Here is a 22,024-nt window from a genome sequence, read left to right as displayed (position 1 = left end):
GTTCGCGTACCCGGGCCCGGTCACCATGGACGTCGTACACGAGAAAGACCCCCAGCCGATTCGACTGGGGGTCTTCGTTCTGTGGGGCTAACAGGATTTGAACCTGTGGCCTCATCCTTATCAGGGATGCGCTCTAACCAACTGAGCTATAGCCCCGCCGCGCTCTGCGGTGTGTGTCCCGCGCGCTGACTCCTGAAGATTAGCGCACGACCGGGGCAGTCCCAAAATCGATAGTCGGGGCCCCTCACTCGTCCTCGGCGAGCGTCAGCTCGACGCCGCCGACGAAGCCGGCGGAGAGGTTGTAGATGAACGCGCCGAGCGTCGCGAGGGCCGTCGCGAGGACGACGTCGATGACCGCGATGATCGTCGTGAACATCAGGACGTTGGGCAGGGAGAGGAACGACTGCAGGTCGAAGCCGTTGGACTCGTTCGAGCCGGTCGCCTCCGAGATGGTGCCGCCGACGGTCGAGAAGACGCCCATCGCGTCCATGACCATCCACAGCACGGCGGCCGCGACGATCGTGCAGATGCCGAGCGCGATGGAGAGCAGGAAGCTGACCTTCATCACCGACCACGGGTCGGCCTTGGCCACCCGCAGCCGCGCCTTGCGGGTGCGCGGCGTGGTGCGCGCGCCGGTGCGCGGCCGGCGGACGGCGCCGGTCGCGGCGGCCTGCGCGGGGTAGGCCTGCGGCGGGTGGTAGGGGCCCGCGGCCTGTTCCGGCCGGCGGTCCCCCGGCAGCGGCGACGGCGGCTGCTGGGCCGGCGGCTGCGGCTGTGGGCCCGGAGCAGCCGGGCCCGCGCCGGCCGCGTACTGCTGGGTCTGCGGGCCTCGGGTGTCCGTCACAGTTCCCCCCTGTGATCCAGATGCGTCGGGCGAGGGAGAGTCCTTGGCGGGCACCTTGATCGCCTTGAGCTGGGTCGTGTGCGAATCTGTCGCCCGCCCGTCCGTGCCCCGCCCGTCCGTGGCGCGCGCGTCGGTCGTACGCGCGGCGTCCGTACGCGCGGCGGAGCCACGACCGCCGTCGTCCGTGTCCGTACCGGAAGGGGTACTGGACGGTCCGGCGCCCGTGGCTCCGCTCACGTGACTCACTCCTCGTGCTACTCGGCCGAGGGCGCCTCACCCTCGTCCGTGCCGGTGGTCGCGGCACCTTCGGCGGTCTCGTCGACGGCGTCCTCGCCGTCGACCTCCTCCGCCTCGCGCCCCGCCTCGGCGTTACGTGCGATACCGACGACGGCATCGCGCTTGCCCAGGTTGATCAGTTGGACGCCCATGGTGTCACGGCCCGTCTCCCTGACCTCGTTGACTCGCGTACGAATCACACCGCCGCCCAGTGTGATGGCGAGGATCTCGTCGGTCTCCTCGACCACCAGCGCGCCGACGAGAGAACCCCGGTCCTCCACGATCTTGGCGGCCTTGATGCCGAGGCCGCCGCGACCCTGGACGCGGTACTCGTCGACGGCGGTCCGCTTCGCGTACCCACCGTCGGTGGCAGTGAACACGAACGTACCGGGTCGAACAACATTCATCGAGAGCAGCTCGTCTCCCTCACGGAAACTCATGCCCTTCACACCCGAGGTCGCCCGGCCCATGGGACGGAGTGCCTCGTCCGTGGCCGTGAACCTGATCGACTGTGCCTTCTTGCTGATCAGAAGCAGATCGTCCTCGGCCGAAACGAGTTCGGCGCCGATCAGTTCGTCGTCAGAACCGTCGTCCGTTTCCCTGAGGTTGATCGCGATGACACCTCCGGAACGGGGCGAATCGTAATCCTTCAGAGCCGTCTTCTTCACCAGACCGCCCTTGGTGGCCAGGATCAGATACGGCGCCACCTCGTAGTTGCGGATGGCGAGGATCTCCGCGATCGCCTCGTCCGGCTGGAAGGCCAGCAGGTTGGCGACGTGCTGTCCACGCGCGTCACGCCCGGCGTCCGGCAGCTCGTACGCCTTCGCCCGGTAGACGCGGCCCTTGTTGGTGAAGAACAGCAGCCAGTGGTGGGTGGTGGAGACGAAGAAGTGGTCGACGATGTCGTCTTCCTTGAGCTTCGTGCCCCGCACGCCCTTGCCGCCGCGCTTCTGCGCCCGGTAGTCGTCCGTCTTGGTGCGCTTGACGTAGCCGCCGCGCGTGACGGTGACGACGATGTCCTCCTCGGCGATGAGGTCCTCGATGGACATGTCACCGTCGTAGGGCACCAGCATGGTCTTGCGGTCGTCGCCGTACTTCTCGACGATCGCGGCGAGTTCCTCGCTGACGATGCCGCGCTGGCGGACCGGCGAGGCCAGGATCGCGTTGTACTCGGCGATCTTCGCCTGGAGTTCGTCGTGCTCCTGGATGATCTTCTGGCGCTCCAGGGCGGCCAGTCGGCGCAGCTGCATCTCGAGGATGGCGTTGGCCTGGATCTCGTCGATCTCCAGGAGCCGCATCAGGCCCGTGCGCGCGATGTCGACCGTCTCGCTCGCCCGGATCAGCGCGATGACCTCGTCGATGGCGTCCAGGGCCTTGAGCAGGCCGCGCAGGATGTGCGCCCGCTCCTCGGCCTTGCGCAGCCGGAACTTCGTCCGGCGGACGATGACCTCGATCTGGTGCGTCACCCAGTGGCGGATGAACGCGTCCAGCGAGAGGGTGCGCGGCACGCCGTCGACCAGGGCCAGCATGTTGGCGCTGAAGTTCGACTGAAGGTCCGTGTGCTTGTACAGGTTGTTCAGGACGACCTTGGCGACCGCGTCCCGCTTCAGGACGATGACGAGGCGCTGGCCGGTGCGCGAGCTGGACTCGTCGCGGACGTCCGCGATGCCGCCGACCTTGCCGTCCTTCACCAGGTCGGCGATCTTCTGCGCGAGGTTGTCGGGGTTGGTCTGGTACGGCAGTTCCGTGACCACCAGGCACTGGCGGTTCTGGATCTCCTCGACCGCGACGACCGCCCGCATGGTGATCGAGCCACGGCCCGTGCGGTACGCCTCCTCGATGCCCTTGCGGCCCACGACCAGCGCGCCGGTCGGGAAGTCCGGGCCCTTGATGCGCTCGATGAGGGCGTCCAGGAGCTCCTCGTGCGAGGCCTCCGGGTTCTCCAGGTACCACTGGGCACCGGCCGCGACCTCGCGCAGGTTGTGCGGCGGGATGTTGGTCGCCATGCCGACCGCGATACCGGCCGAGCCGTTGATCAGCAGGTTCGGGAAGCGGGCCGGCAGGACGGTCGGCTCCTGGGAGCGGCCGTCGTAGTTGTCCGTGAAGTCGACGGTCTCCTCGTCGATGTCACGGACCATCTCCATCGACAGCGGCGCCATCTTGCACTCGGTGTAGCGCATGGCGGCCGCCGGGTCGTTGCCCGGGGAGCCGAAGTTGCCGTTGGAGTCGACGAGCGGCATGCGCATCGACCACGGCTGGGCGAGGCGGACCAGGGCGTCGTAGATCGAACTGTCGCCGTGGGGGTGGTAGTTGCCCATGACGTCGCCGACCACGCGCGCGCACTTGTAGAAGCCGCGCTCGGGGCGGTAGCCGCCGTCGTACATCGCGTACAGGACGCGGCGGTGGACGGGCTTGAGACCGTCCCGGACGTCCGGCAGGGCGCGGGCCACGATGACGGACATCGCGTAGTCGAGGTACGAGCGCTGCATCTCGGTCTCGAGCCCGACGGGCTCGATCCGCATGACGACGTCGCCGCCCTCTTCAGGGGTGACAGGAGTGTTCTCGTCGGCCATTGCTGGTGAAGATCCTTCCTGGTGCGGTCAGCTGAGACCGACTCAGATGTCGAGGAAGCGGACGTCCTTGGCGTTGCGCTGGATGAACGCGCGGCGGGCCTCGACGTCCTCGCCCATGAGGACCGAGAACAGGTCGTCGGCCTGGGCGGCGTCGTCGAGGGTGACCTGGCCGAGGACGCGGTGCTCGACGTCCATGGTCGTCACGCGCAGCTCCTCGGCGTTCATCTCGCCGAGACCCTTGAAGCGCTGGATCGAGTCCTCACGGACCCGCTTGCCGCGCTGGCGGCCCATCTCCAGCAGCGCGTCGCGCTCGCGGTCCGAGTAGGCGTACTCGATGTCGTCCCGGCCCCACTTGATCTTGTAGAGCGGCGGACGGGAGAGGTACACGTGCCCGGCCTCGACCAGCGGCCGCATGAAGCGGAACAGAAAGGTGAGCAGCAGGGTGGAGATGTGCTGACCGTCGACGTCGGCGTCCGCCATCAGGATGATCTTGTGATAGCGGAGCTTCTCGATGTCGAAGTCCTCGTGCACACCCGTGCCGAAGGCCGAGATCAGCGCCTGGATCTCCTGGTTCTGCAGGATCTTGTCGATCCGCGCCTTCTCGACGTTGAGGATCTTGCCTCGGATCGGGAGGATCGCCTGGTACTGCGGGTTGCGGCCGGACTTGGCCGAGCCGCCGGCGGAGTCACCCTCGACGATGAAGATCTCGCACTTGGTCGGGTCGTTGGACTGGCAGTCGGAGAGCTTGCCCGGCAGCGACGCCGACTCAAGGAGGCCCTTGCGCCTGGTGAGGTCCCGCGCCTTGCGGGCCGCCACGCGCGCGGTGGCCGCCTGAATGCCCTTGCGGATGATGTCCGCGGCCTCGACCGGGTTGCGGTCCAGCCAGTCGTTGAGGTGCTCGTAGACGGCCTTCTGCACGAAGGTCTTCGCCTCCGTGTTGCCCAGCTTGGTCTTCGTCTGGCCCTCGAACTGCGGCTCGCTCAGCTTCACCGAGATGATCGCCGTCAGGCCCTCGCGGATGTCGTCACCCGTGAGGTTGTCGTCCTTCTCGCGGAGCAGCTTCTTGTCGCGCGCGTACTTGTTGATGAGCGAGGTCAGCGCCGCACGGAAGCCCTCCTCGTGCGTACCGCCCTCGTGGGTGTGGATGATGTTGGCGAAGGAGTACACGCCCTCGCTGTAGCCGGTGTTCCACTGCATCGCGACCTCGAGGGACAGGCTCTTGTCCTTGTCCTCGGCCTCCAGGTCGATGACCGTGGGGTGCACCAGGTCGCCCTTGCGGGAGTTCAGGTACTTCACGAAGTCGACGATGCCGCCCTCGTAGTGGTACGTGACGTGCTTGACCTCGGCCTTCTCGTCGGCGCCGGCCTCGTCCGCACCGGAGGTGGCCTTCGCCGACTCGCGCTCGTCAGTGAGTTTGATCGTCAAACCCTTGTTGAGGAACGCCATCTCCTGGAAACGCCGCGACAGCGTCTCGAAGGAGTACTCCGTGGTCTCGAAGATGTCGCCGTCGGCCCAGAAGGTGACCGACGTCCCGGTCTCGTCCGTGGCCTCGTGCTTGGCGAGGGCCGCCGTCGGGACGCCCATCTTGTAGTCCTGCGTCCAGCGGTGGCCGTCCGTCCTGACCTCGACGGCGACCTTCGACGACAGCGCGTTCACGACGGACACACCCACGCCGTGCAGACCACCGGAGACGGCGTAACCGCCGCCGCCGAACTTGCCGCCCGCGTGCAGCACGGTCAGCACGACCTCGACGGCGGGCTTGCCCTCGGACGGGACGATGCCCACCGGGATGCCACGGCCGTTGTCCACGACGCGCACGCCGCCGTCGGCCAGGATCGTCACGTCGATCGTGTCCGCGTGCCCGGCCAGCGCCTCGTCGACGGAGTTGTCGACGACCTCGTACACGAGGTGGTGCAGACCGCGCTCACCGGTGGAGCCGATGTACATACCGGGTCGCTTGCGGACCGCGTCCAGACCCTCGAGGACGGTGATGGCGCTGGCGTCGTACGAAGCGGTGACCTCGCCGTTCGCGCCGGCGTCGGTGGACGGGATGTTCTCGTTGGGGTTGCCGGAATCGGCCACGAAGCGCCCTTTCTGGCACAGCACGAGCCAAGCTCGGCGGCGGGTTGCCGGAGCGGCTGCGGCATGTTGCGTTGGTAAGCCTTGATCAGCGTTGCTCAGCGTGTCCCGGCGGTCCCCACGAATGGGGCGGGATTGGCTTCCAGTCTACCGGTAGCGCCGACAGTGATGGGGGTTTGCCGGTACCTGAGTCCTCATGTGCCGCCCGAAATACCGCTCCGCCGGGTCCCCATATACGGAGCGGGGCTCCAAGAGGCTCACGGAGGCACTCAGCGCTTCCGGCTGTCAACCCTTGGCTACTTGGGAGTCAGGTCGCAATTCGCAACCGCGTGCGGGTGTACGACACGACGGCCGCCGAAGGTCCCGGAGGACCGCCGACGGCCGTCGATGTGATGTCTGTCACCCACAGGTTTGCGGGCTCACCCGTAGGTGTCACCAGGGCCTGTGCTGCCCGGGGCACGCAAGGGGCCGTAGCGCCGCGGGGGACCACCAGGGTTGAGCACTTTGATCATCCGCACGCTGCCCTGGCCCAGGTCCTCATTGAGGCGGGCCACCAGAGCGGGCGCGAGGTGACGCAGTTGGGTCGCCCACGCCGTGGAGTCGCACTGCACGACCAGCACCCGCTCGTCCTCGTCGTACTTCTGCGGCACACAGTGCTTGGCGAGGTTCTCCCCGACGATCTCCGGCCAGCGCCCCATCACCCCGCCGACCGCCGCCGGCGCCTCCCAGCCCCGCTCACTGATCAGCCGGTTGATAGCCGAACCCAGCGCCATCGGGTCGCGCCCGTCGGCGCGCGCGCCGGAGCGCAGACCGCCCCGCCGCGCCTGCTTCTTCTGCTGCGCCGCGTCCCCCCGCGCGCGTGCCTGCTCCTTGGCCGCCCTGAGGGCCACCCGCGCGAGGTCGACACCGGAGGGCTCGGGCGTCTTCTGAGGCTCCTCGGCGGTCATACGCGCTCCACCACCCCATCCGAAACCGAGTACCGCGCCCCCACCAGCAGATGCGGTACGTCGTCGTCGACCGCCGCCGTCACCAGCACCTGCTCCCCGGGCGCCACCAGCTCCGCCAGCCGCTCCCGGCGCCGGGTGTCCAGCTCGGCGAACACGTCGTCGAGGATCAGCACCGGCTCGTTGCCCTCCGCGCGCAGCAGGTCGTACGACGCCAGCCGCAACGCCAGCGCGTACGACCAGGACTCCCCGTGCGAGGCGTAGCCCTTGGCGGGCAGCTGACCGAGTTTGAGAAGCAGATCGTCCCTATGCGGGCCCACGAGGGTGACGCCCCGCTCGATCTCCTGCTTGCGGGCCTCCGCGAGCGCCGCCATCAGCTGCTCGTAGAGATCATCGCGCGTGTGCGCCTCGCCCGGCGCCGACGGCTTGTACTCCAGGGCGATCGGGCCGCCGCCGGGCGCCAGCTGTTCGTACGCCTTGTCGGCCAGCGGCTGGATCGCGGCGATCAGATCGAGCCGCTGGGCGAGCAACTCGGCACCCACGCGCGCGAGGTGCTGGTCCCACACGTCGAGCGTGGACAGGTCCATCGAGCGGCCGCCATGCCGACGCGCGAGCGCCGCCGACTTCAACAGGGTGTTGCGCTGCTTGAGAACCCGCTCGTAGTCGGAGCGCACGCCCGCCATGCGCGGGGAGCGGGCGGTGATCAGCTCGTCGAGGAAACGGCGCCGCTCCCCGGGGTCACCCTTCACCAGGGCGAGGTCCTCGGGGGCGAAGAGCACCGTCCTGAGGATGCCGAGCACATCACGCGGCCTGACCTGCGACGACCTGTTGATCCGGGCGCGGTTCGCCTTGCCCGGGTTCAGCTCCAGCTCGACCAGCTGCTGCCGGTCGCCCTGCCGGACCTGCGCCCGGACGATCGCACGGTCGGCGCCCATGCGGACCAGGGGGGCGTCGGAGGAGACGCGGTGGCTGCCGAGGGTGGCGAGATAGCCGACCGCCTCGACCAGGTTCGTCTTGCCCTGCCCGTTGGGGCCGACGAAGGCCGTGACGCCCGGGTCGAGCGGAACTTCGACCCGGGCGTACGAGCGGAAGTCGGCCAGCGACAGATGCGTGACGTGCATGGTCGGGCGCCGACCTCCCCCAGCTTGTGGGCCGTTCTCAACAGCCCTGTGGATTACTTCTTCTCGACCGCGTGGCCGCCGAACTGGTTGCGCAGCGCCGCGATCATCTTCATCTGCGGCGAGTCGTCCTGCCGGGACGCGAACCGCGCGAACAGGGACGCGGTGATCGCCGGCAGCGGCACCGCGTTGTCGATGGCGGCCTCCACAGTCCAGCGGCCTTCGCCGGAGTCCTGTGCGTAACCGCGCAGCTTGTCCAGGTGCTCGTCCTCGTCGAGGGCGTTGACGGCCAGGTCGAGCAGCCAGGAACGGATGACCGTCCCCTCCTGCCACGACCGGAAGACCTCGCGCACGTCGGTGACGGAGTCGACCTTCTCCAGCAGCTCCCAGCCCTCGGCGTAAGCCTGCATCATCGCGTACTCGATGCCGTTGTGGACCATCTTCGCGAAGTGCCCGGCGCCCACCTTGCCGGCGTGCACCGAGCCGAAGTCGCCCTCGGGCTTGAGGGCGTCGAAGACCGGCTGCACCTTGGCGACGTTCTCCGCGTCGCCGCCGTACATCAGCGCGTAGCCGTTCTCCAGGCCCCACACACCGCCGGAGACACCGCAGTCCACGAAGCCGATGCCCTTGGCCGCGAGCTCCTCGGCGTGCTTCTCGTCGTCCGTCCAGCGGGAGTTGCCGCCGTCCACGACGACGTCACCCGGCTCCAGGAGCTCGGCCAGCTCGTCGACCGTCGACTGGGTCGGGGCACCGGCCGGGACCATCACCCAGACCACGCGCGGTCCCTTGAGCTTGCCCACAAGCTCTTCCAGGCTGTGGACATCGGCGAGGTCCGGGTTGCGGTCGTATCCGATGACGGTGTGGCCTGCGCGGCGGATCCGCTCGCGCATGTTGCCGCCCATCTTGCCGAGGCCGACGAGACCGAGCTCCATCAGTTGTTCCTTAGGTTGCTGTGGCGTGTGTGGCACCTTCGTACCTACGTCCGAGCCTAAACCCGGACGCTCACGCACACCTGTGGGCATACGCGCTCATACGTACGCCCCCACCTGCGGGTTCTCCCCAGGCCCGGGTCCTCGCGCCCACAGCCTGGGGATAACTTCCGCTGCCTCAGCCGCTCAGCCGCACCGGCATGATCAGGTACTTGTAGGCCTCGTCCGCCTCCGCGTCCAGGGCCGGCTTGCCGCTGAGCAGCGCGGGCTTCGTGGACGTCGTGAAGGACAGCTGGGCGACCGGGGAGTCGATGGCGCTCAGGCCGTCCAGCAGGAAGGTCGGGTTGAAGGCGATCGAGATGTCGTCGCCGTCGAGGTTGGCGTCGACGCGCTCCACAGCCTGTGCGTCGTCGCTGGAACCGGCCTCCAGGATCAGCACGCCCTGCTCGAAGCTCAGCCGCACCGGGGTGTTGCGCTCGGCGACCAGGGCCACGCGCTTGACGGCCTCCACGAAGGGGGCGGTCTCGATCACGGCGACGGAGTTGAACTCGGTCGGGAACAGCGTGCGGTACTTCGGGAGGTCGCCTTCGAGCAGACGCGTGGTCGTACGCCGACCCGCACCCTCGAAACCGATCAGGCCCTCGCCCGCGCCCGAGCCCGAGAGCGCCAGGGTGACGCTGTCGCCGCTCGTGAGCGCCTTGGCGGTGTCCAGGAGCGTCTTGGCGGGCACCAGGGCCACTGCGGACGCCTCGGGGTTCTCCGGCTTCCACAGGAACTCGCGGACCGCGAAGCGGTAGCGGTCGGTGGAGGCCAGCGTGACGGTGTCGCCCTCGATCTCGATGCGCACACCGGTCAGCACCGGCAGCGTGTCGTCGCGTCCGGCCGCGATGGCGACCTGGGCGGCGGCGGAGGCGAAGACCTCACCGGGGACGGTGCCGGTCGCGGTCGGCATCTGCGGCAGCGCCGGGTACTCCTCCACGGGCAGGGTGTGGAGGGTGAACCGCGAGGAGCCGCAGACCACGGTCGCCCGTACACCGTCTGTGGAAATCTCCACCGGGCGGTTGGGGAGAGCGCGGCAGATGTCGGCGAGCAGGCGGCCGGAGACCAGGACCGTGCCCTCCTCCTCGACCTCGGCCTCGACGCTCACCCGCGCGGAGACCTCGTAGTCGAAGCTGGACAGGCTCAGCTGGCCGTCCTCGGCCTTCAGCAGAAGGCCGGCGAGGACAGGCGCCGGCGGACGGGCCGGGAGGCTGCGTGCCGCCCAGGCCACTGCCTCCGCGAGTACGTCGCGTTCCACCCGGATCTTCACTGTTGCCGCCTCCTGCTGTTGCCGGCGCTTCGCTCTGCCTGGCCTCGTCGTCTGTCTCGGTGTTGTCGGCCCCTGTGAGGGGAAGGACACCGGGGAACAGTCTGACGCACCCCACTGACAGTAGGTGCCTCTCGGGGTCAAGTCGTGACGAGGGGCAGTCGGGAGCCGGACAGCGAGTTGTGCACAGGACCCCCTTCGAAACGGATTCCCAGCTCTCTCTAGTTGGGAGTAGTAGTAGGGGCTGTGGATACCGTGGATAACTGCGTTTGCGCAGGTCAGACCGGAAATTTTGTCCACGGGCCCTGTGGGCGGAGGCGGTGGACAACTCGGGGTGTCTGTGGAGAACAGAAAGTTCTGCACATCCCGTGCACAGGCTGAGCCGAGTTCTCCCCAGCTGCGTCCCCAGCTTTACCCACGTTTCCCACACCCCAACCCGGCACCTTCGTGTGACGCCTTTCACTCGACACGGTGAGCAGCCGCGTCGCGTTGCCGAACAGTGGACAGGCATGTGGAGAAGCTGGGGATCGCTGGGGACAACCTGGCTCAGCCTGTGGGTTGCCAGTGGACAACTTGATGCACAGCCTGTGGATCTTTTCGTCGTCCACAGTCTGTGGAGATCGTTCATCCACGAATCCACAACCACTTGACCTGGCCTGATGGTCTTTCAACAGACGCCCTGTGGACGGCGATCTGGACAACTTCACGGTCCCCAGGATGTGGACGGCAGAAAGTCACCGAATCTGTGGAGGAAGGCCGTAACCCGGCAGGTAATCGAACATGCGGCTACGAGGACATGACGGCACGGACGGCGTCCCGGGCCGTGGCGGCATGACGAAGGGCGCCCCGGGACCGTGTCCCGGAGCGCCCTGAACGCCGTGAGCGCCGTGAGCGCGCCTGTGTCAGCCGTTCTTGATGCGGTTCGTCAGCTCCGTCACCTGGTTGTAGATGGAGCGCCGCTCGGCCATCAGATTGCGGATCTTGCGGTCCGCGTGCATGACGGTCGTGTGGTCGCGGCCGCCGAACAGCGCGCCGATCTTGGGCAGCGAGAGGTCCGTCAGCTCGCGGCACAGGTACATGGCGATCTGTCGGGCGGTCACCAGCGCGCGTCCGCGCGAGGTGCCGCACAGGTCCTCGACGGTCAGGCCGAAGTAGTCCGCCGTCGCCCCCATGATCGCCGTGGAGGTGATCTCGGGTGCCGAGTCCTCGCCGCCGGGGATCAGGTCCTTGAGGACGATCTCGGTCAGGCCCAGGTCCACCGGCTGCCGGTTGAGCGACGCGAACGCCGTCACCCGGATCAGCGCGCCCTCCAGCTCACGGATGTTCCGCGAGATCCGGGAGGCGATGAACTCCAGTACCTCCGGCGGGGCGTTGAGCTGCTCCTGGACCGCCTTCTTGCGGAGGATCGCGATCCGCGTCTCCAGCTCGGGCGGCTGGACGTCGGTGATCAGTCCCCACTCGAAACGGTTCCGCAGCCGGTCCTCCAGCGTCACCAGCTGCTTCGGCGGCCGGTCGCTGGAGAGCACGATCTGCTTGTTCGCGTTGTGGAGCGTGTTGAACGTGTGGAAGAACTCCTCCTGCGTCGACTCCTTGTCCGCGAGGAACTGGATGTCGTCGACGAGCAGGATGTCCATCTCCCGGTATCGCTTGCGGAAGCTGTCGCCCTTGCCGTCGCGGATGGAGTTGATGAACTCGTTGGTGAACTCCTCCGAGCTCACGTAGCGCACACGCGTGCCGGGATACAGACTCCGCGCGTAGTGCCCGATCGCGTGCAGCAGGTGCGTCTTGCCGAGCCCCGACTCCCCGTAGATGAAGAGGGGGTTGTACGCCTTCGCGGGCGCCTCGGCGACGGCCACCGCGGCCGCGTGCGCGAAGCGGTTGGAGGCGCCGATGACGAACGTGTCGAAGAGGTACTTCGGGTTCAGGCGCGCGGTGGGCTCACCGGGTCCGGCCGCCGGCGCGGGCTTCGCGGCCAGCGGGCCGGGGGCGCCACCGGCAGAGGGGAGCGTCGAGCTGCCGGGCCCGCCGCGGTGCGCGTGCCCGCCGCCGGAGGGCGGCTCGGGCAGGTCACGGCGGGGTCCGGGCTGGTCGTAGTCGTCCCGGCGCGGACCCGGCTGGTCGTAGCCGTCCCGCCTCGGGCCGGGCTGGTCGTAGTCGTCCCGCCGGGGCTGGTCGTAGTCCGCGCGCTGCTGGTCGTAGTCGGGGCGCTGGCCGTCGTAGGGCGGGCGGTCCATCGGCTGCGGGCGGTAGTCCTGCGAGGGCGAGGCGTAGGAGTCCTTGGGGTAGGGCTCCTGGCCGTACGACTCCTGCGCGGGCGGGGTCGCGTACGGGTCGCGCTCCGGGAAGCCGAGCCGCGGCTGCTGCCAGGTGTACTCGTCCTGCTGCGGCCGGGGCCAGGCGCCGGGCTCGGGGCGCTGGTACTCGCCGGGGTAGGCGGGGCGGGCGCTGGGCAGCTGGTCGCCGGGGCCGCCGGGGAGCTGTTCGGGGCGGCCCGGCTGGCGGTCATCGCCTCGGTGGCGGTCGTCCGCGCGGTGGCGGCCGTAGCCCTCGTACTGGTTGGCGTTGTCGTACTGGTTGTCGTACGAGCCGCTCTGGCCGTCGTACTGGCCGGCGGGGAGCTCGGGCTCCTCGTAGCGCTGCTGCTGGGGGCGCGCGGACTGGGGTGCCGGCGGGGCCGGGGGCTCGCCGGCGGAGTCGTCGACGGTGATCGCGATACGGATCGGACGGCCGCACTCGCGGCTCAGGGTCTCGCTGACGATCGGGGCGAGGCGGCCTTCGAGGACGCCCTTCGCGAACTCGTTCGGTACGGCGAGCAGGGCGGTGTCCGCGACCAGTGCCAGCGGCTGGCAGCGGCGGATCCAGTGCTCGTCCTTGACCTCCACGCCCTGCCCGCGGCCGTCGCCGAGGAGTTGCTCCAGTACTCGTGGCCACACTGCGGCAAGATCGGCAGGTACGTCAGCCACAGGGCACGCTCTCTCACAGGTCCCACGAACGTGTGATGGTGGGACGGGTCGGGATCTACACCGCGGGGCGCGGGGGGACAAAGGAACGAATCGGAGTTCAGCCACGGTAGTCAGGGCGACGGGTGCGGTTCAAGTTGTTGTCCCCAGCCTGTGGATAGTGTCTCCCGGAGGCGGCTGGTTTGACCGGATGGCGTAGCCGCGCGTACCGTAACCAGGTCGAGTTGTCGATGGCTGCTGCCGCCTGCCTCCGATGGGCACAGATCGCGTCAGGTGATCGGGAAGCGGTGCACTCGGGCGTAAGCGAGAGCTACTCGTGGGCGCACGGTGACAGCCAGGACGGCACCCGCCACCACCGATTTGATTTCTGGAGCCCCCGAGTGAGCAAGCGCACCTTCCAGCCGAACAACCGTCGTCGTGCCAAGACCCACGGCTTCCGCCTGCGGATGCGCACCCGTGCCGGTCGCGCGATTCTCGCGAACCGCCGTGCCAAGGGTCGCGCCAGCCTGTCCGCCTGATTCCGGTCAGGTCATGCCGTCGTGCTGCCCACCGAGAACCGGCTGAGGCGGCGCGAGGACTTCGCGACCGCGGTACGACGAGGACGCCGGGCAGGCCGCCCGCACCTCGTAGTCCATCTTCGTAGCGGTGCAACGGACCCGCACGCGCCTGGGGAGAGCGCTCCCCCGACGCGTGCGGGTTTCGTCGTGAGCAAGGCTGTGGGCGGTGCGGTGGTGCGCAACAAGGTGAAGCGCAGGCTTCGCCATCTGATGCGCGACCGGGTCGACCTGCTGCCCCCCGGTAGCCTGGTAGTCGTACGAGCGCTGCCCGGTGCGGGTGACGCCGACCATGCACAACTGGCCCGAGACCTGGATGCCGCCATCGAACGGCTACTGGGAGGGGGCGCGCGATGAAGTACCCGCTGCTGGCTCTGATCAAGCTGTACCAGTGGACGATCAGTCCGCTGCTGGGGCCTGTGTGCAAGTACTACCCGTCGTGCTCCCACTACGGCTACACGGCCATCGACCGGCACGGTGCGATCAAGGGCACGGCGCTCACCGCCTGGCGCATCCTGCGCTGCAATCCGTGGTCGCTGGGAGGCGTGGACCATGTCCCGCCGCGCAAGCGTCCGCGGTGGCACGAAATGCTGCGTGACGCCTGGCGTACACGCAGGGGCGGGCACTCCGCCGCCGAAACGGCCACCGAGGAGAATCCCTCTTCGACCACCGAAGAGATTCCTCCTTCGAGCCCGGCCGCAGAGACTCCGTCCCATGCCCAAGGAGCATGATTAGTGGACACGATTGCCAGCCTGTTCAGCTTCATCACGACACCCGTCTCCTGGGTCATCGTCCAGTTCCACAAGGTGTACGGCGCCATCTTCGGCCCTGACACCGGCTGGGCCTGGGGCCTGTCGATCGTGTCTCTGGTGATCCTGATCCGTATCTGCCTGATCCCGCTCTTCGTGAAGCAGATCAAGTCGACGCGGGCCATGCAGACGCTCCAGCCCGAGATGAAGAAGATCCAGGAGCGCTACAAGAACGACAAGCAGCGTCAGTCCGAAGAGATGATGAAGCTGTACAAGGAGACGGGTACCAACCCGCTCTCCTCGTGCCTTCCCATCCTCGCGCAGTCGCCGTTCTTCTTCGCCCTGTACCACGTGCTCAACGGCATCGCGAACAACGACACCATCGGTGTCATCAACGAGAGCCTGCTGGCGAGCGCCCAGAAGGCGCACATCTTCGGTGCTCCGCTGGCCGCGAAGTTCACGGACAGCGCCTCGGACGTCGCCGCCCTCGACGCCTCGCTGACCACGGTCCGCATCGTCACCGCGGTCATGATCGTCATGATGTCGGCCTCGCAGTTCTTCACCCAGCGCCAGCTGATGACGAAGAACGTCGACACCACGGTGAAGACGCCGTTCATGCAGCAGCAGAAGATGCTGATGTACGTCTTCCCGGTCATGTTCGCCGTCTTCGGCATCAACTTCCCGGTCGGTGTCCTCGTCTACTGGCTGACCACCAACGTGTGGACCATGGGCCAGCAGATGTACGTCATCCACAACAACCCGACCCCGGGTTCCAAGGCTCAGGCCGCCTACCTGGAGCGTCTGACCAAGCACGTCACGCACCACGGCAAGGTCCGCCGCCGCAGCGAGAAGACCATCGTCAAGGCGATCGTCGCCAAGGGCCGTGACCGCAACGAGTTCGAGCGCAAGTTCATCAACGCCCTGAGCAAGGCGGGCCTCGCCGCCCAGGCCGACGGCGCCGTGATCAAGAGCGAGAGCCAGGCCGCCGCCCAGGCCGAGGACGGTACGCCCACCACCGGCGGCACCGGCACGCCGAAGCGTCAGCAGCCCAAGCGGCAGAGCAAGTCGCAACGGCAGTCGGGCGCCGCCGGCGCCGGTGCGGCGAAGCCTGCCGACGAGCCCACCTCGCTGAGCAAGTCCGACGACGAGCCCGAAGACGCCAAGCCCGCCCCCGCCAAGAAGGCCGCTCAGAAGCAGCAGCCCGGCGCCGGTACCCGCAGCAAGGCCCAGTCCGGACAGCGCAAGGGTCCGCAGCGACCCAAGTCCCCGTCCAAGAAGTAAGAAGGAGTCCAACCCGTGACGGAAGGCACCACCTCCGCCGCTGCCGAGGGTGCAGACACCCTGACCCGCCTGGAGCAGGAGGGCGAGATCGCGGCGGACTACCTCGAGGGTCTGCTGGACATCGCCGATCTCGACGGCGACATCGACATGGACGTCGAGGCCGACCGCGCCGCTGTCTCGATCATCAGCGACGCCGGCAGCCGCGATCTGCAGAAGCTGGTCGGCCGGGACGGCGAGGTGCTCGAGGCCCTCCAGGAGCTCACGCGCCTGGCCGTGCACCGGGAGACCGGCGACCGCAGCCGCCTGATGCTGGACATCGCGGGCTACCGGGCCAAGAAGCGTGCCGAGCTCTCCGAGCTGGGCGCCAAGGCCGCCGCCGAGGTCAAGAGCAGTGGCGAGTCCGTGAAGCTCAAGCCGATGACGCCGTTCGAGCGCAAGGTCGTCCACGACGCCGTCAAGGCCGCCGGTCTGCGCAGCGAGTCCGAGGGCGAGGAGCCGCAGCGCTTCGTCGTCGTACTGCCCGCCTGATCGGACCGTAGGTTCCTCCGGCCCCGTCTGCCCGGCAGACGGGGCCGAACTTTGTCAGCCTGATAGTTCTGGTGGTTGTGGTGATCGGCGCCGTGAGCGCCCATCGCGGTACGGAAGGACGGTCCCCGTGACGGAGGCAGCTGAGCTTCCCCCTGCGCCCGAGCAGGCGCGCACGGTGTTTGGTGATCGCTACGCGGACGCGGTCCGGTACGCGGAGCTGCTCGCTGAGGCGGGCGTGCAGCGCGGTCTGATCGGCCCGCGTGAGGTGCCCCGGCTGTGGGAGCGGCATCTGTTGAACTGCGCGGTGCTCTCTGAGGTCGTCCCCGAGGGCGTGACCGTCTGCGACGTCGGCTCCGGTGCGGGCCTGCCGGGCATCCCCCTGGCGCTCGTCCGACCCGACCTGAAGATCACGCTCCTGGAGCCCCTGCTGCGGCGCACGACCTTCCTGACCGAGGTCGTGGAACTGCTCGGCTTGGACCATGTGACCGTCATGCGGGGCCGTGCCGAGGAGGTCATGGGCAAGCTGCCGCCGGTGCACGTGGTGACGGCACGGGCCGTGGCCCCGTTGGACCGGTTGGCCACCTGGGGCATTCCGCTGCTGCGCCCGTACGGCGAGATGCTCGCCCTCAAGGGCGACACCGCCGAGGAGGAGCTCAAGGCGGCGTCCACGGCGCTCAGCAAGCTCGGTGCCGTGGAGACCTCTGTCCTGCAAGTGGGTGAGGGGGTCGTGGATCCTCTCTCCACAGTTGTCCGGGTCGAGGTCGGGGAGAGCCCCGGCGGGGTGCGCTTTGCGGCCAAGCGGGCGAAGGCGGCCCGTACGGGACGGGCACGCCGCCGTCGCGGATAGGCGAGGTCTCGTCGTGGATCGGTTGCGCACCCTCGTCGCTGATCCGTCCTGACGACGAGACGTACTCCACACAAGCTGCCAAACCTACGCATGCCGGAGTGTCGCGACAGTTCGGCTCCGACTGCTGTGCATCGTGTTTCACGTGAAACGTCGCTCATTGCTGCACGGCATCATCAGCCGTGGCCGCGCCGCGGCCGAACCTCGCGAACGTAAACCTCTAGGTTCTCTTGGAGAAGGTCGCTCTGATGACACTCCGCCCCCCTCAAGGGGCGCGGAGTTGTCCACAGAGGTGGATTTCTCCACAGAACACCAGGCCTCACTGGTTCACGACCCCGAAGACATGGGAGGCTCTGTTCATTGCGAGCCTGAAGTCGAGGAGAGTGAATCCTTGCGGTCCGACGCCAACATCGCGGGACCGATGACCGATCCGGTCCCCGGTCCCCGTACCGAGTCGATCGGGGACGATGTTTCACGTGAAACACCGCCCCCGATGGACGACACTCCCATCGGTCGCGCTGCCCAGCTGGCGGTCGAGGCTCTAGGCCGCGCCGGCGAGGGCCTGCCGCGGCCTGAGCAGACGCGTGTCATCGTTGTCGCCAACCAGAAGGGCGGCGTGGGCAAGACGACGACAACCGTCAACCTCGCTGCTTCGCTGGCTGTGCACGGAGGCCGGGTCCTTGTGATCGACCTGGACCCGCAGGGCAATGCGTCCACGGCCCTCGGGATCGATCATCACGCCGAAGTGCCGTCCATCTACGACGTGTTGATCGACAGCAAGCCGCTGGCCGAGGTCGTTCAGCCGGTCCCGGACGTCGAGGGGCTTTTCTGCGCGCCCGCCACCATCGATCTCGCCGGTGCGGAGATCGAGTTGGTGTCGCTGGTGGCGCGTGAGAGCCGTCTTCAGCGCGCGATCCAGGCGTACGAGCACCCCCTGGACTACATCCTCATCGACTGCCCGCCGTCGCTCGGCCTGCTGACGGTCAACGCTCTGGTCGCCGGAGCCGAGGTCCTCATCCCGATCCAGTGCGAGTACTACGCGCTGGAGGGGCTGGGGCAGCTGCTGCGCAACGTCGACCTGGTGCGGGGGCACCTCAACCCCGCCCTGCATGTCTCGACGATCCTGCTCACCATGTACGACGGCCGGACGCGGCTCGCGTCCCAGGTCGCGGAAGAGGTGCGCACCCACTTCGGTGACGAGGTGCTGCGGACGAGCATCCCCCGCTCGGTCCGTATTTCGGAGGCACCGAGCTATGGGCAGACGGTGCTGACTTACGATCCAGGATCGAGCGGTGCCCTCTCCTATCTTGAGGCGGCACGTGAAATCGCGCTGAAGGGCGTGGGCGTCAGCTATGACCCGACCCAGGCCCACATCGGCGCCCAGAGCAACCCGAGCATGGTGGAGGGCATTCAGTGAGCGAGCGACGGAGGGGTTTGGGCCGTGGTCTCGGCGCACTGATCCCCGCTGCCCCGACGGAGAAGACGCCGACTCCGGCCGCGATGGGTGGCGCGGGTTCCGCGTCCCCGGCAGCTGTCCCGGTGCTGACGACCGACCGTGGGGTGGCCGCGGCGAAGGTGGCCACGCTGCCGCCTGTTTCACATGAAACGGAGGAGCCGTCGCTGAACGGTGCCGTGGAGACGTTCGCGTCTCCGGTCGGTGCCCACTTCGCGGAGCTCCCCCTCGACTCCATCACGCCGAACCCGCGCCAGCCGCGTGAGGTCTTCGACGAGGACGCCCTGCAGGAACTGGTCACCTCCATCAGGGAGGTCGGTCTCCTCCAGCCGGTCGTCGTACGCCAGGTGGGCCCCGCCCGCTACGAGCTCATCATGGGCGAGCGGCGCTGGCGGGCCAGCCGTGAGGCGGGCCTGGAGGCGATCCCCGCGATCGTCCGGGCGACGGAGGACGACAAGCTCCTTCTGGACGCCCTTCTGGAGAACCTGCACCGGGCGCAGCTGAACCCGCTGGAAGAGGCAGCCGCCTACGACCAGCTCCTGAAGGACTTCAACTGCACGCACGACCAGCTGGCGGACCGCATCGGCCGGTCTCGCCCGCAGGTCTCCAACACCCTGCGTCTGCTGAAGCTCTCCCCGGCCGTCCAGCGCCGGGTGGCCGCCGGGGTTCTCTCCGCCGGGCACGCGCGGGCGCTGCTCTCCGTCGAGGACTCGGAGGAGCAGGACCGCCTCGCCCACCGGATCGTGGCCGAGGGACTCTCGGTGCGTGCCGTCGAGGAGATCGTGACCCTCATGGGGTCGCGTCCGCAGACGGCTCAGCGCGCCAAGGGGCCGCGCGCCGGCACCCGGGTCTCCCCGGCGCTGAGCGATCTGGCGGGCCGCCTCTCGGACCGTTTCGAGACGCGGGTGAAGGTCGACCTGGGGCAGAAGAAGGGCAAGATCACGGTCGAGTTCGCCTCCATGGAGGACCTCGAGCGGATCCTCGGCACGCTCGCCCCGGGCGAGGGGCCGGTTCTTCAGAAGAGCCTTCTGGACGGCGACTCCGAGGACACGGACGACTGATCGTCCGACCGGTGGCGTGAGAGCGTCCGCCGGCCGGGAGAGCGGGCCGTGTGCAACGGCAGAGCGGGCTGAGTTCGGCAGGGACCGGACACGGCCCGCTCTTTGCTTTCATGCGGTGTCGATGCCATCCCATCGTGGATACGATGCGATCGGGTACGGCGCATCCACCCGGCAGCACCTCTCAGGGGAGGCAGGTGTCATGCGAACGGTGAGCCGCAGCGGACTGGTGAGCGCGGGTCTGGGACTGGGCGCGGTCGGTGGCTTCGTCGGCAGCCTGCTCCGGGAACGGAGCGCTCTGACAGCCGCCCGCGATGCCGCGGGCGAGGGAAGCGAGGAACAGCCTTCATGGGGCGTCGGCTCGTACCGCTCACGCTGGACAACCTTCAAGACATTCCCCAGCGCTGTCGCTCGTGCGTCTTCTGGGAGCTGGACCCAGTCAGCGGTGAGGCCGCGGTAAGAGGGGGCACAGCCGCCCTGGAGAAGGAAGCCTGGATCTCCGCCGTCCTCTTGGACTGGGGATCGTGTGGCCGGGTCGTCTACGTCGATGACGTGCCGGTGGGCTTCGTGCTGTACGCCCCTCCGGCCTATGTCCCGCGGTCGACGGCGTTCCCGACGAGCCCCGTCTCACCCGACGCGGTGCAGCTGATGACGGCGCTCATCATGCCGGGGTACCAGGGGCAGGGGCTGGGCCGGGTGATGGTTCAGACGGTGGCCAAGGACCTGCTGCGACGCGGCTTCAAGGCCATCGAGGCCTTCGGGGACGCTCGTTGGAAGGAACCGGCCTGTGTGCTGCCCGCCGACCATCTGCTGGCGGTGGGCTTCAAGACGGTGCGTCCCCACCCCGTGCACCCACGACTCAGGCTGGAGCTGCGCACGACGCTCTCCTGGAAGGAAGACGTGGAGATGGCACTGGACCGCCTTCTGGGTGCGGTGCAGAAGGAACCCGCTCTCCGTCCCCTCTGACGACGATGGGCCGGCCCTCTTGGGCCGGCCCAGTCGTGTTTCACGTGAAACATGTGCCATCGGCTCGATGGCTCGGTGCGTCACTCGGCGATGAAGTCCTCAAGGTCGCGCACGATGGCGGCCTTCGGCTTCGCACCGACGATGGTCTTGGCGACCTCGCCACCCTGGTAGACGTTCAGGGTCGGGATGGACATGACGCCGTACTTGGCGGCCGTACCCGGGTTCTCGTCGATGTTGAGCTTCACGATCTCGATCTTGTCGCCGTACTCGGCGGCGATCGCCTCAAGGGACGGAGCGATCTGGCGGCACGGGCCGCACCAGGCAGCCCAGAAGTCCACCAGGACGGGCTTGTCGCTCTTGAGGACGTCCTGCTCGAAGGAGTCGTCGGTCACGTTCTTCAGGGTGCCGGCCACGGCGGGCTCCTTAACTCTTGTTGCGTGGGGTGGTGGGTGGGAGGGGATCAGACAGAGGTCTTCTCGGGCTCGGCCTGCTCCTCGTCCGCTAGGGCGGCGAGGTAGCGCTCGGCGTCGAGGGCGGAGGAACAGCCGGTGCCGGCCGCGGTGATCGCCTGGCGGTAGGTGTGGTCGACCACGTCGCCGGCCGCGAACACACCGGTGACGTTCGTCCGCGTGGAGGGCGCGGCGACCTTCAGGTAGCCCTCCTCGTCGAGGTCGAGCTGGCCCTTGAAGAGCTCGGTGCGCGGGTCGTGGCCGATCGCGATGAACAGGCCGGTCACCGCCAGGTCCGACAGCTCGCCGGTCTTGAGGTTGCGCAGCTTCAGGCCGGCCAGCTTCGGGTCACCCTGGATCTCGGCGACCTCGCTGTCCCACACGAACTTGATCTTCGGGTCGGCGAAGGCACGCTCCTGCATGGCCTTGGAGGCGCGCAGGGTGTCGCGGCGGTGGACGATCGTCACGGACTTGGCGAAGCGCGAGAGGAAGGTAGCCTCCTCCATCGCGGTGTCACCGCCACCGATCACGGCGATGTCCTGGTCCTTGAAGAAGAAGCCGTCACAGGTGGCACACCACGAGACACCGCGGCCGGAGAGCGCGTCCTCGTTCGGCAGGCCGAGCTTGCGGTGCTGCGAGCCGGTGGCGACGATGACGGCCTTCGCCTTGTGGACGGTGCCCGCCGTGTCCGTGACGGTCTTGATCTCACCCGTGAGGTCGACGCTGACGATGTCGTCCGGGACGAGCTCGGCGCCGAAGCGCTCCGCCTGGCCGCGCATGTTGTCCATGAGCTCGGGACCCATGATGCCGTCCTGGAAGCCGGGGAAGTTCTCCACCTCGGTGGTGTTCATCAGCGCACCACCCGCGGTGACGGCGCCCTCGAACACCAGCGGCTTCAGCGACGCGCGCGCGGTGTAGAGCGCCGCCGTGTAGCCGGCGGGCCCGGAGCCGATGATGATCACGTTACGGACGTCGCTCACGGCTTGGTTCCTCGTCTCTGGACTGCGTCAGTACGACCGGTGGGAGCCCCTTTCAGAACTCTCACCCCACCCAACGGATCCTACGGGGCGCGCATTCCCGGTGTGTCCGGGCACACGGAGAGGCGTCACCGTA

19 protein-coding genes and 1 tRNA gene are annotated in these 22,024 nt (G+C 68.2%); 9 read left to right on the top strand and 11 right to left on the bottom strand.

Annotation, left to right across the window (positions count from 1 at the left end; all coding sequences use genetic code 11):
* Positions 1-82: 82 nt before the first annotated feature.
* The 9 genes from EJC51_RS24800 to dnaA form a co-directional block, all read right to left on the bottom strand.
* Positions 83-156: transfer RNA gene (locus tag EJC51_RS24800), tRNA-Ile, on the bottom strand.
* Between the two features lie 88 nt (positions 157-244).
* Positions 245-1,081, bottom strand: coding sequence for a DUF3566 domain-containing protein (locus tag EJC51_RS24795; protein ID WP_126273086.1), 837 nt, complete (start codon positions 1,079-1,081; stop codon positions 245-247).
* Between the two features lie 17 nt (positions 1,082-1,098).
* Positions 1,099-3,693 carry a DNA gyrase subunit A gene (gyrA, locus tag EJC51_RS24790; protein ID WP_126273085.1) on the bottom strand — a complete coding sequence of 865 codons (2,595 nt, stop codon included), beginning with the start codon at positions 3,691-3,693 and terminating at the stop codon, positions 1,099-1,101.
* A 42-nt stretch (positions 3,694-3,735) separates the two neighbouring features.
* Positions 3,736-5,799 (bottom strand): DNA topoisomerase (ATP-hydrolyzing) subunit B, encoded by a 2,064-nt coding sequence (gene gyrB / locus EJC51_RS24785; RefSeq protein ID WP_079307566.1) that lies wholly within the window; start codon positions 5,797-5,799, stop codon positions 3,736-3,738.
* A 392-nt stretch (positions 5,800-6,191) separates the two neighbouring features.
* Positions 6,192-6,719 carry a DciA family protein gene (locus tag EJC51_RS24780; RefSeq protein ID WP_059194357.1) on the bottom strand — a complete coding sequence of 176 codons (528 nt, stop codon included), beginning with the start codon at positions 6,717-6,719 and terminating at the stop codon, positions 6,192-6,194.
* Positions 6,716-7,837 (bottom strand): DNA replication/repair protein RecF, encoded by a 1,122-nt coding sequence (recF, locus tag EJC51_RS24775; RefSeq protein WP_126273084.1) that lies wholly within the window; start codon positions 7,835-7,837, stop codon positions 6,716-6,718. Before recF ends, EJC51_RS24780 begins: the two co-directional genes overlap by 4 nt.
* A 53-nt stretch (positions 7,838-7,890) precedes the next feature.
* A complete protein-coding gene (gene gnd / locus EJC51_RS24770; protein WP_079307560.1) occupies positions 7,891-8,766 on the bottom strand; it encodes a phosphogluconate dehydrogenase (NAD(+)-dependent, decarboxylating) in 876 nt (291 codons plus the stop codon).
* Between the two features lie 175 nt (positions 8,767-8,941).
* Entirely contained in the window at positions 8,942-10,072 is a 1,131-nt protein-coding gene (gene dnaN / locus EJC51_RS24765) for a DNA polymerase III subunit beta (RefSeq protein ID WP_126273083.1), read from the bottom strand.
* An 899-nt stretch (positions 10,073-10,971) separates the two neighbouring features.
* Entirely contained in the window at positions 10,972-13,032 is a 2,061-nt protein-coding gene (gene dnaA / locus EJC51_RS24755) for a chromosomal replication initiator protein DnaA (protein WP_126273082.1), read from the bottom strand.
* 377 nt (positions 13,033-13,409) lie between these two features.
* Here dnaA and rpmH point away from each other — a divergent pair, with 377 nt between their 5' ends.
* The 9 genes from rpmH to EJC51_RS24710 all read left to right on the top strand — a co-directional run bounded on the left by rpmH (position 13,410) and on the right by EJC51_RS24710 (position 20,462).
* Complete coding sequence (gene rpmH, locus EJC51_RS24750; RefSeq protein WP_015659252.1) at positions 13,410-13,547, top strand: 50S ribosomal protein L34; 138 nt, start codon at positions 13,410-13,412, stop codon at positions 13,545-13,547.
* Positions 13,548-13,568: 21 nt separating this feature from the next.
* Positions 13,569-13,940: a ribonuclease P protein component gene (gene rnpA / locus EJC51_RS24745; RefSeq protein ID WP_079083267.1), complete on the top strand. Its 372-nt coding sequence runs from the start codon at positions 13,569-13,571 to the stop codon at positions 13,938-13,940.
* Positions 13,937-14,314 (top strand): membrane protein insertion efficiency factor YidD, encoded by a 378-nt coding sequence (gene yidD, locus EJC51_RS24740; RefSeq protein WP_126273081.1) that lies wholly within the window; start codon positions 13,937-13,939, stop codon positions 14,312-14,314. The genes rnpA and yidD overlap by 4 nt, the downstream gene beginning before the upstream one ends.
* A gap of 3 nt (positions 14,315-14,317) precedes the next feature.
* Complete coding sequence (gene yidC, locus EJC51_RS24735; RefSeq protein WP_126273080.1) at positions 14,318-15,613, top strand: membrane protein insertase YidC; 1,296 nt, start codon at positions 14,318-14,320, stop codon at positions 15,611-15,613.
* Positions 15,614-15,628: 15 nt separating this feature from the next.
* On the top strand, positions 15,629-16,141 hold the full coding sequence (locus EJC51_RS24730; protein WP_126273079.1) for a Jag family protein: 513 nt from the start codon (positions 15,629-15,631) through the stop codon (positions 16,139-16,141).
* A gap of 127 nt (positions 16,142-16,268) precedes the next feature.
* On the top strand, positions 16,269-16,988 hold the full coding sequence (gene rsmG / locus EJC51_RS24725; RefSeq protein WP_097266267.1) for a 16S rRNA (guanine(527)-N(7))-methyltransferase RsmG: 720 nt from the start codon (positions 16,269-16,271) through the stop codon (positions 16,986-16,988).
* A 340-nt stretch (positions 16,989-17,328) separates the two neighbouring features.
* Positions 17,329-18,402, top strand: a complete 1,074-nt coding sequence (locus EJC51_RS24720; protein ID WP_079083284.1) for an AAA family ATPase — start codon at positions 17,329-17,331, stop codon at positions 18,400-18,402.
* Positions 18,399-19,499: a ParB/RepB/Spo0J family partition protein gene (locus tag EJC51_RS24715; protein ID WP_126273078.1), complete on the top strand. Its 1,101-nt coding sequence runs from the start codon at positions 18,399-18,401 to the stop codon at positions 19,497-19,499. The genes EJC51_RS24720 and EJC51_RS24715 overlap by 4 nt, the downstream gene beginning before the upstream one ends.
* 345 nt (positions 19,500-19,844) lie before the next feature.
* Positions 19,845-20,462: a GNAT family N-acetyltransferase gene (locus EJC51_RS24710; RefSeq protein WP_126273077.1), complete on the top strand. Its 618-nt coding sequence runs from the start codon at positions 19,845-19,847 to the stop codon at positions 20,460-20,462.
* An 80-nt stretch (positions 20,463-20,542) separates the two neighbouring features.
* On the opposite strand, the gene trxA is transcribed toward EJC51_RS24710, so the two are convergent.
* Both trxA and trxB read right to left on the bottom strand, forming a co-directional pair.
* A complete protein-coding gene (gene trxA, locus EJC51_RS24705) occupies positions 20,543-20,875 on the bottom strand; it encodes a thioredoxin (RefSeq protein ID WP_007383275.1) in 333 nt (110 codons plus the stop codon).
* A 47-nt stretch (positions 20,876-20,922) separates the two neighbouring features.
* On the bottom strand, positions 20,923-21,891 hold the full coding sequence (gene trxB / locus EJC51_RS24700; RefSeq protein WP_059194370.1) for a thioredoxin-disulfide reductase: 969 nt from the start codon (positions 21,889-21,891) through the stop codon (positions 20,923-20,925).
* Between the last annotated feature and the right edge of the window lie 133 nt (positions 21,892-22,024).

Origin of the sequence: Streptomyces aquilus (genome assembly GCF_003955715.1) — a bacterium.
Taxonomy (GTDB): domain Bacteria; phylum Actinomycetota; class Actinomycetes; order Streptomycetales; family Streptomycetaceae; genus Streptomyces; species Streptomyces aquilus.
Note: the sequence above shows the minus strand (reverse complement) of the source record. Positions and strands in the feature narration are given on the sequence as shown.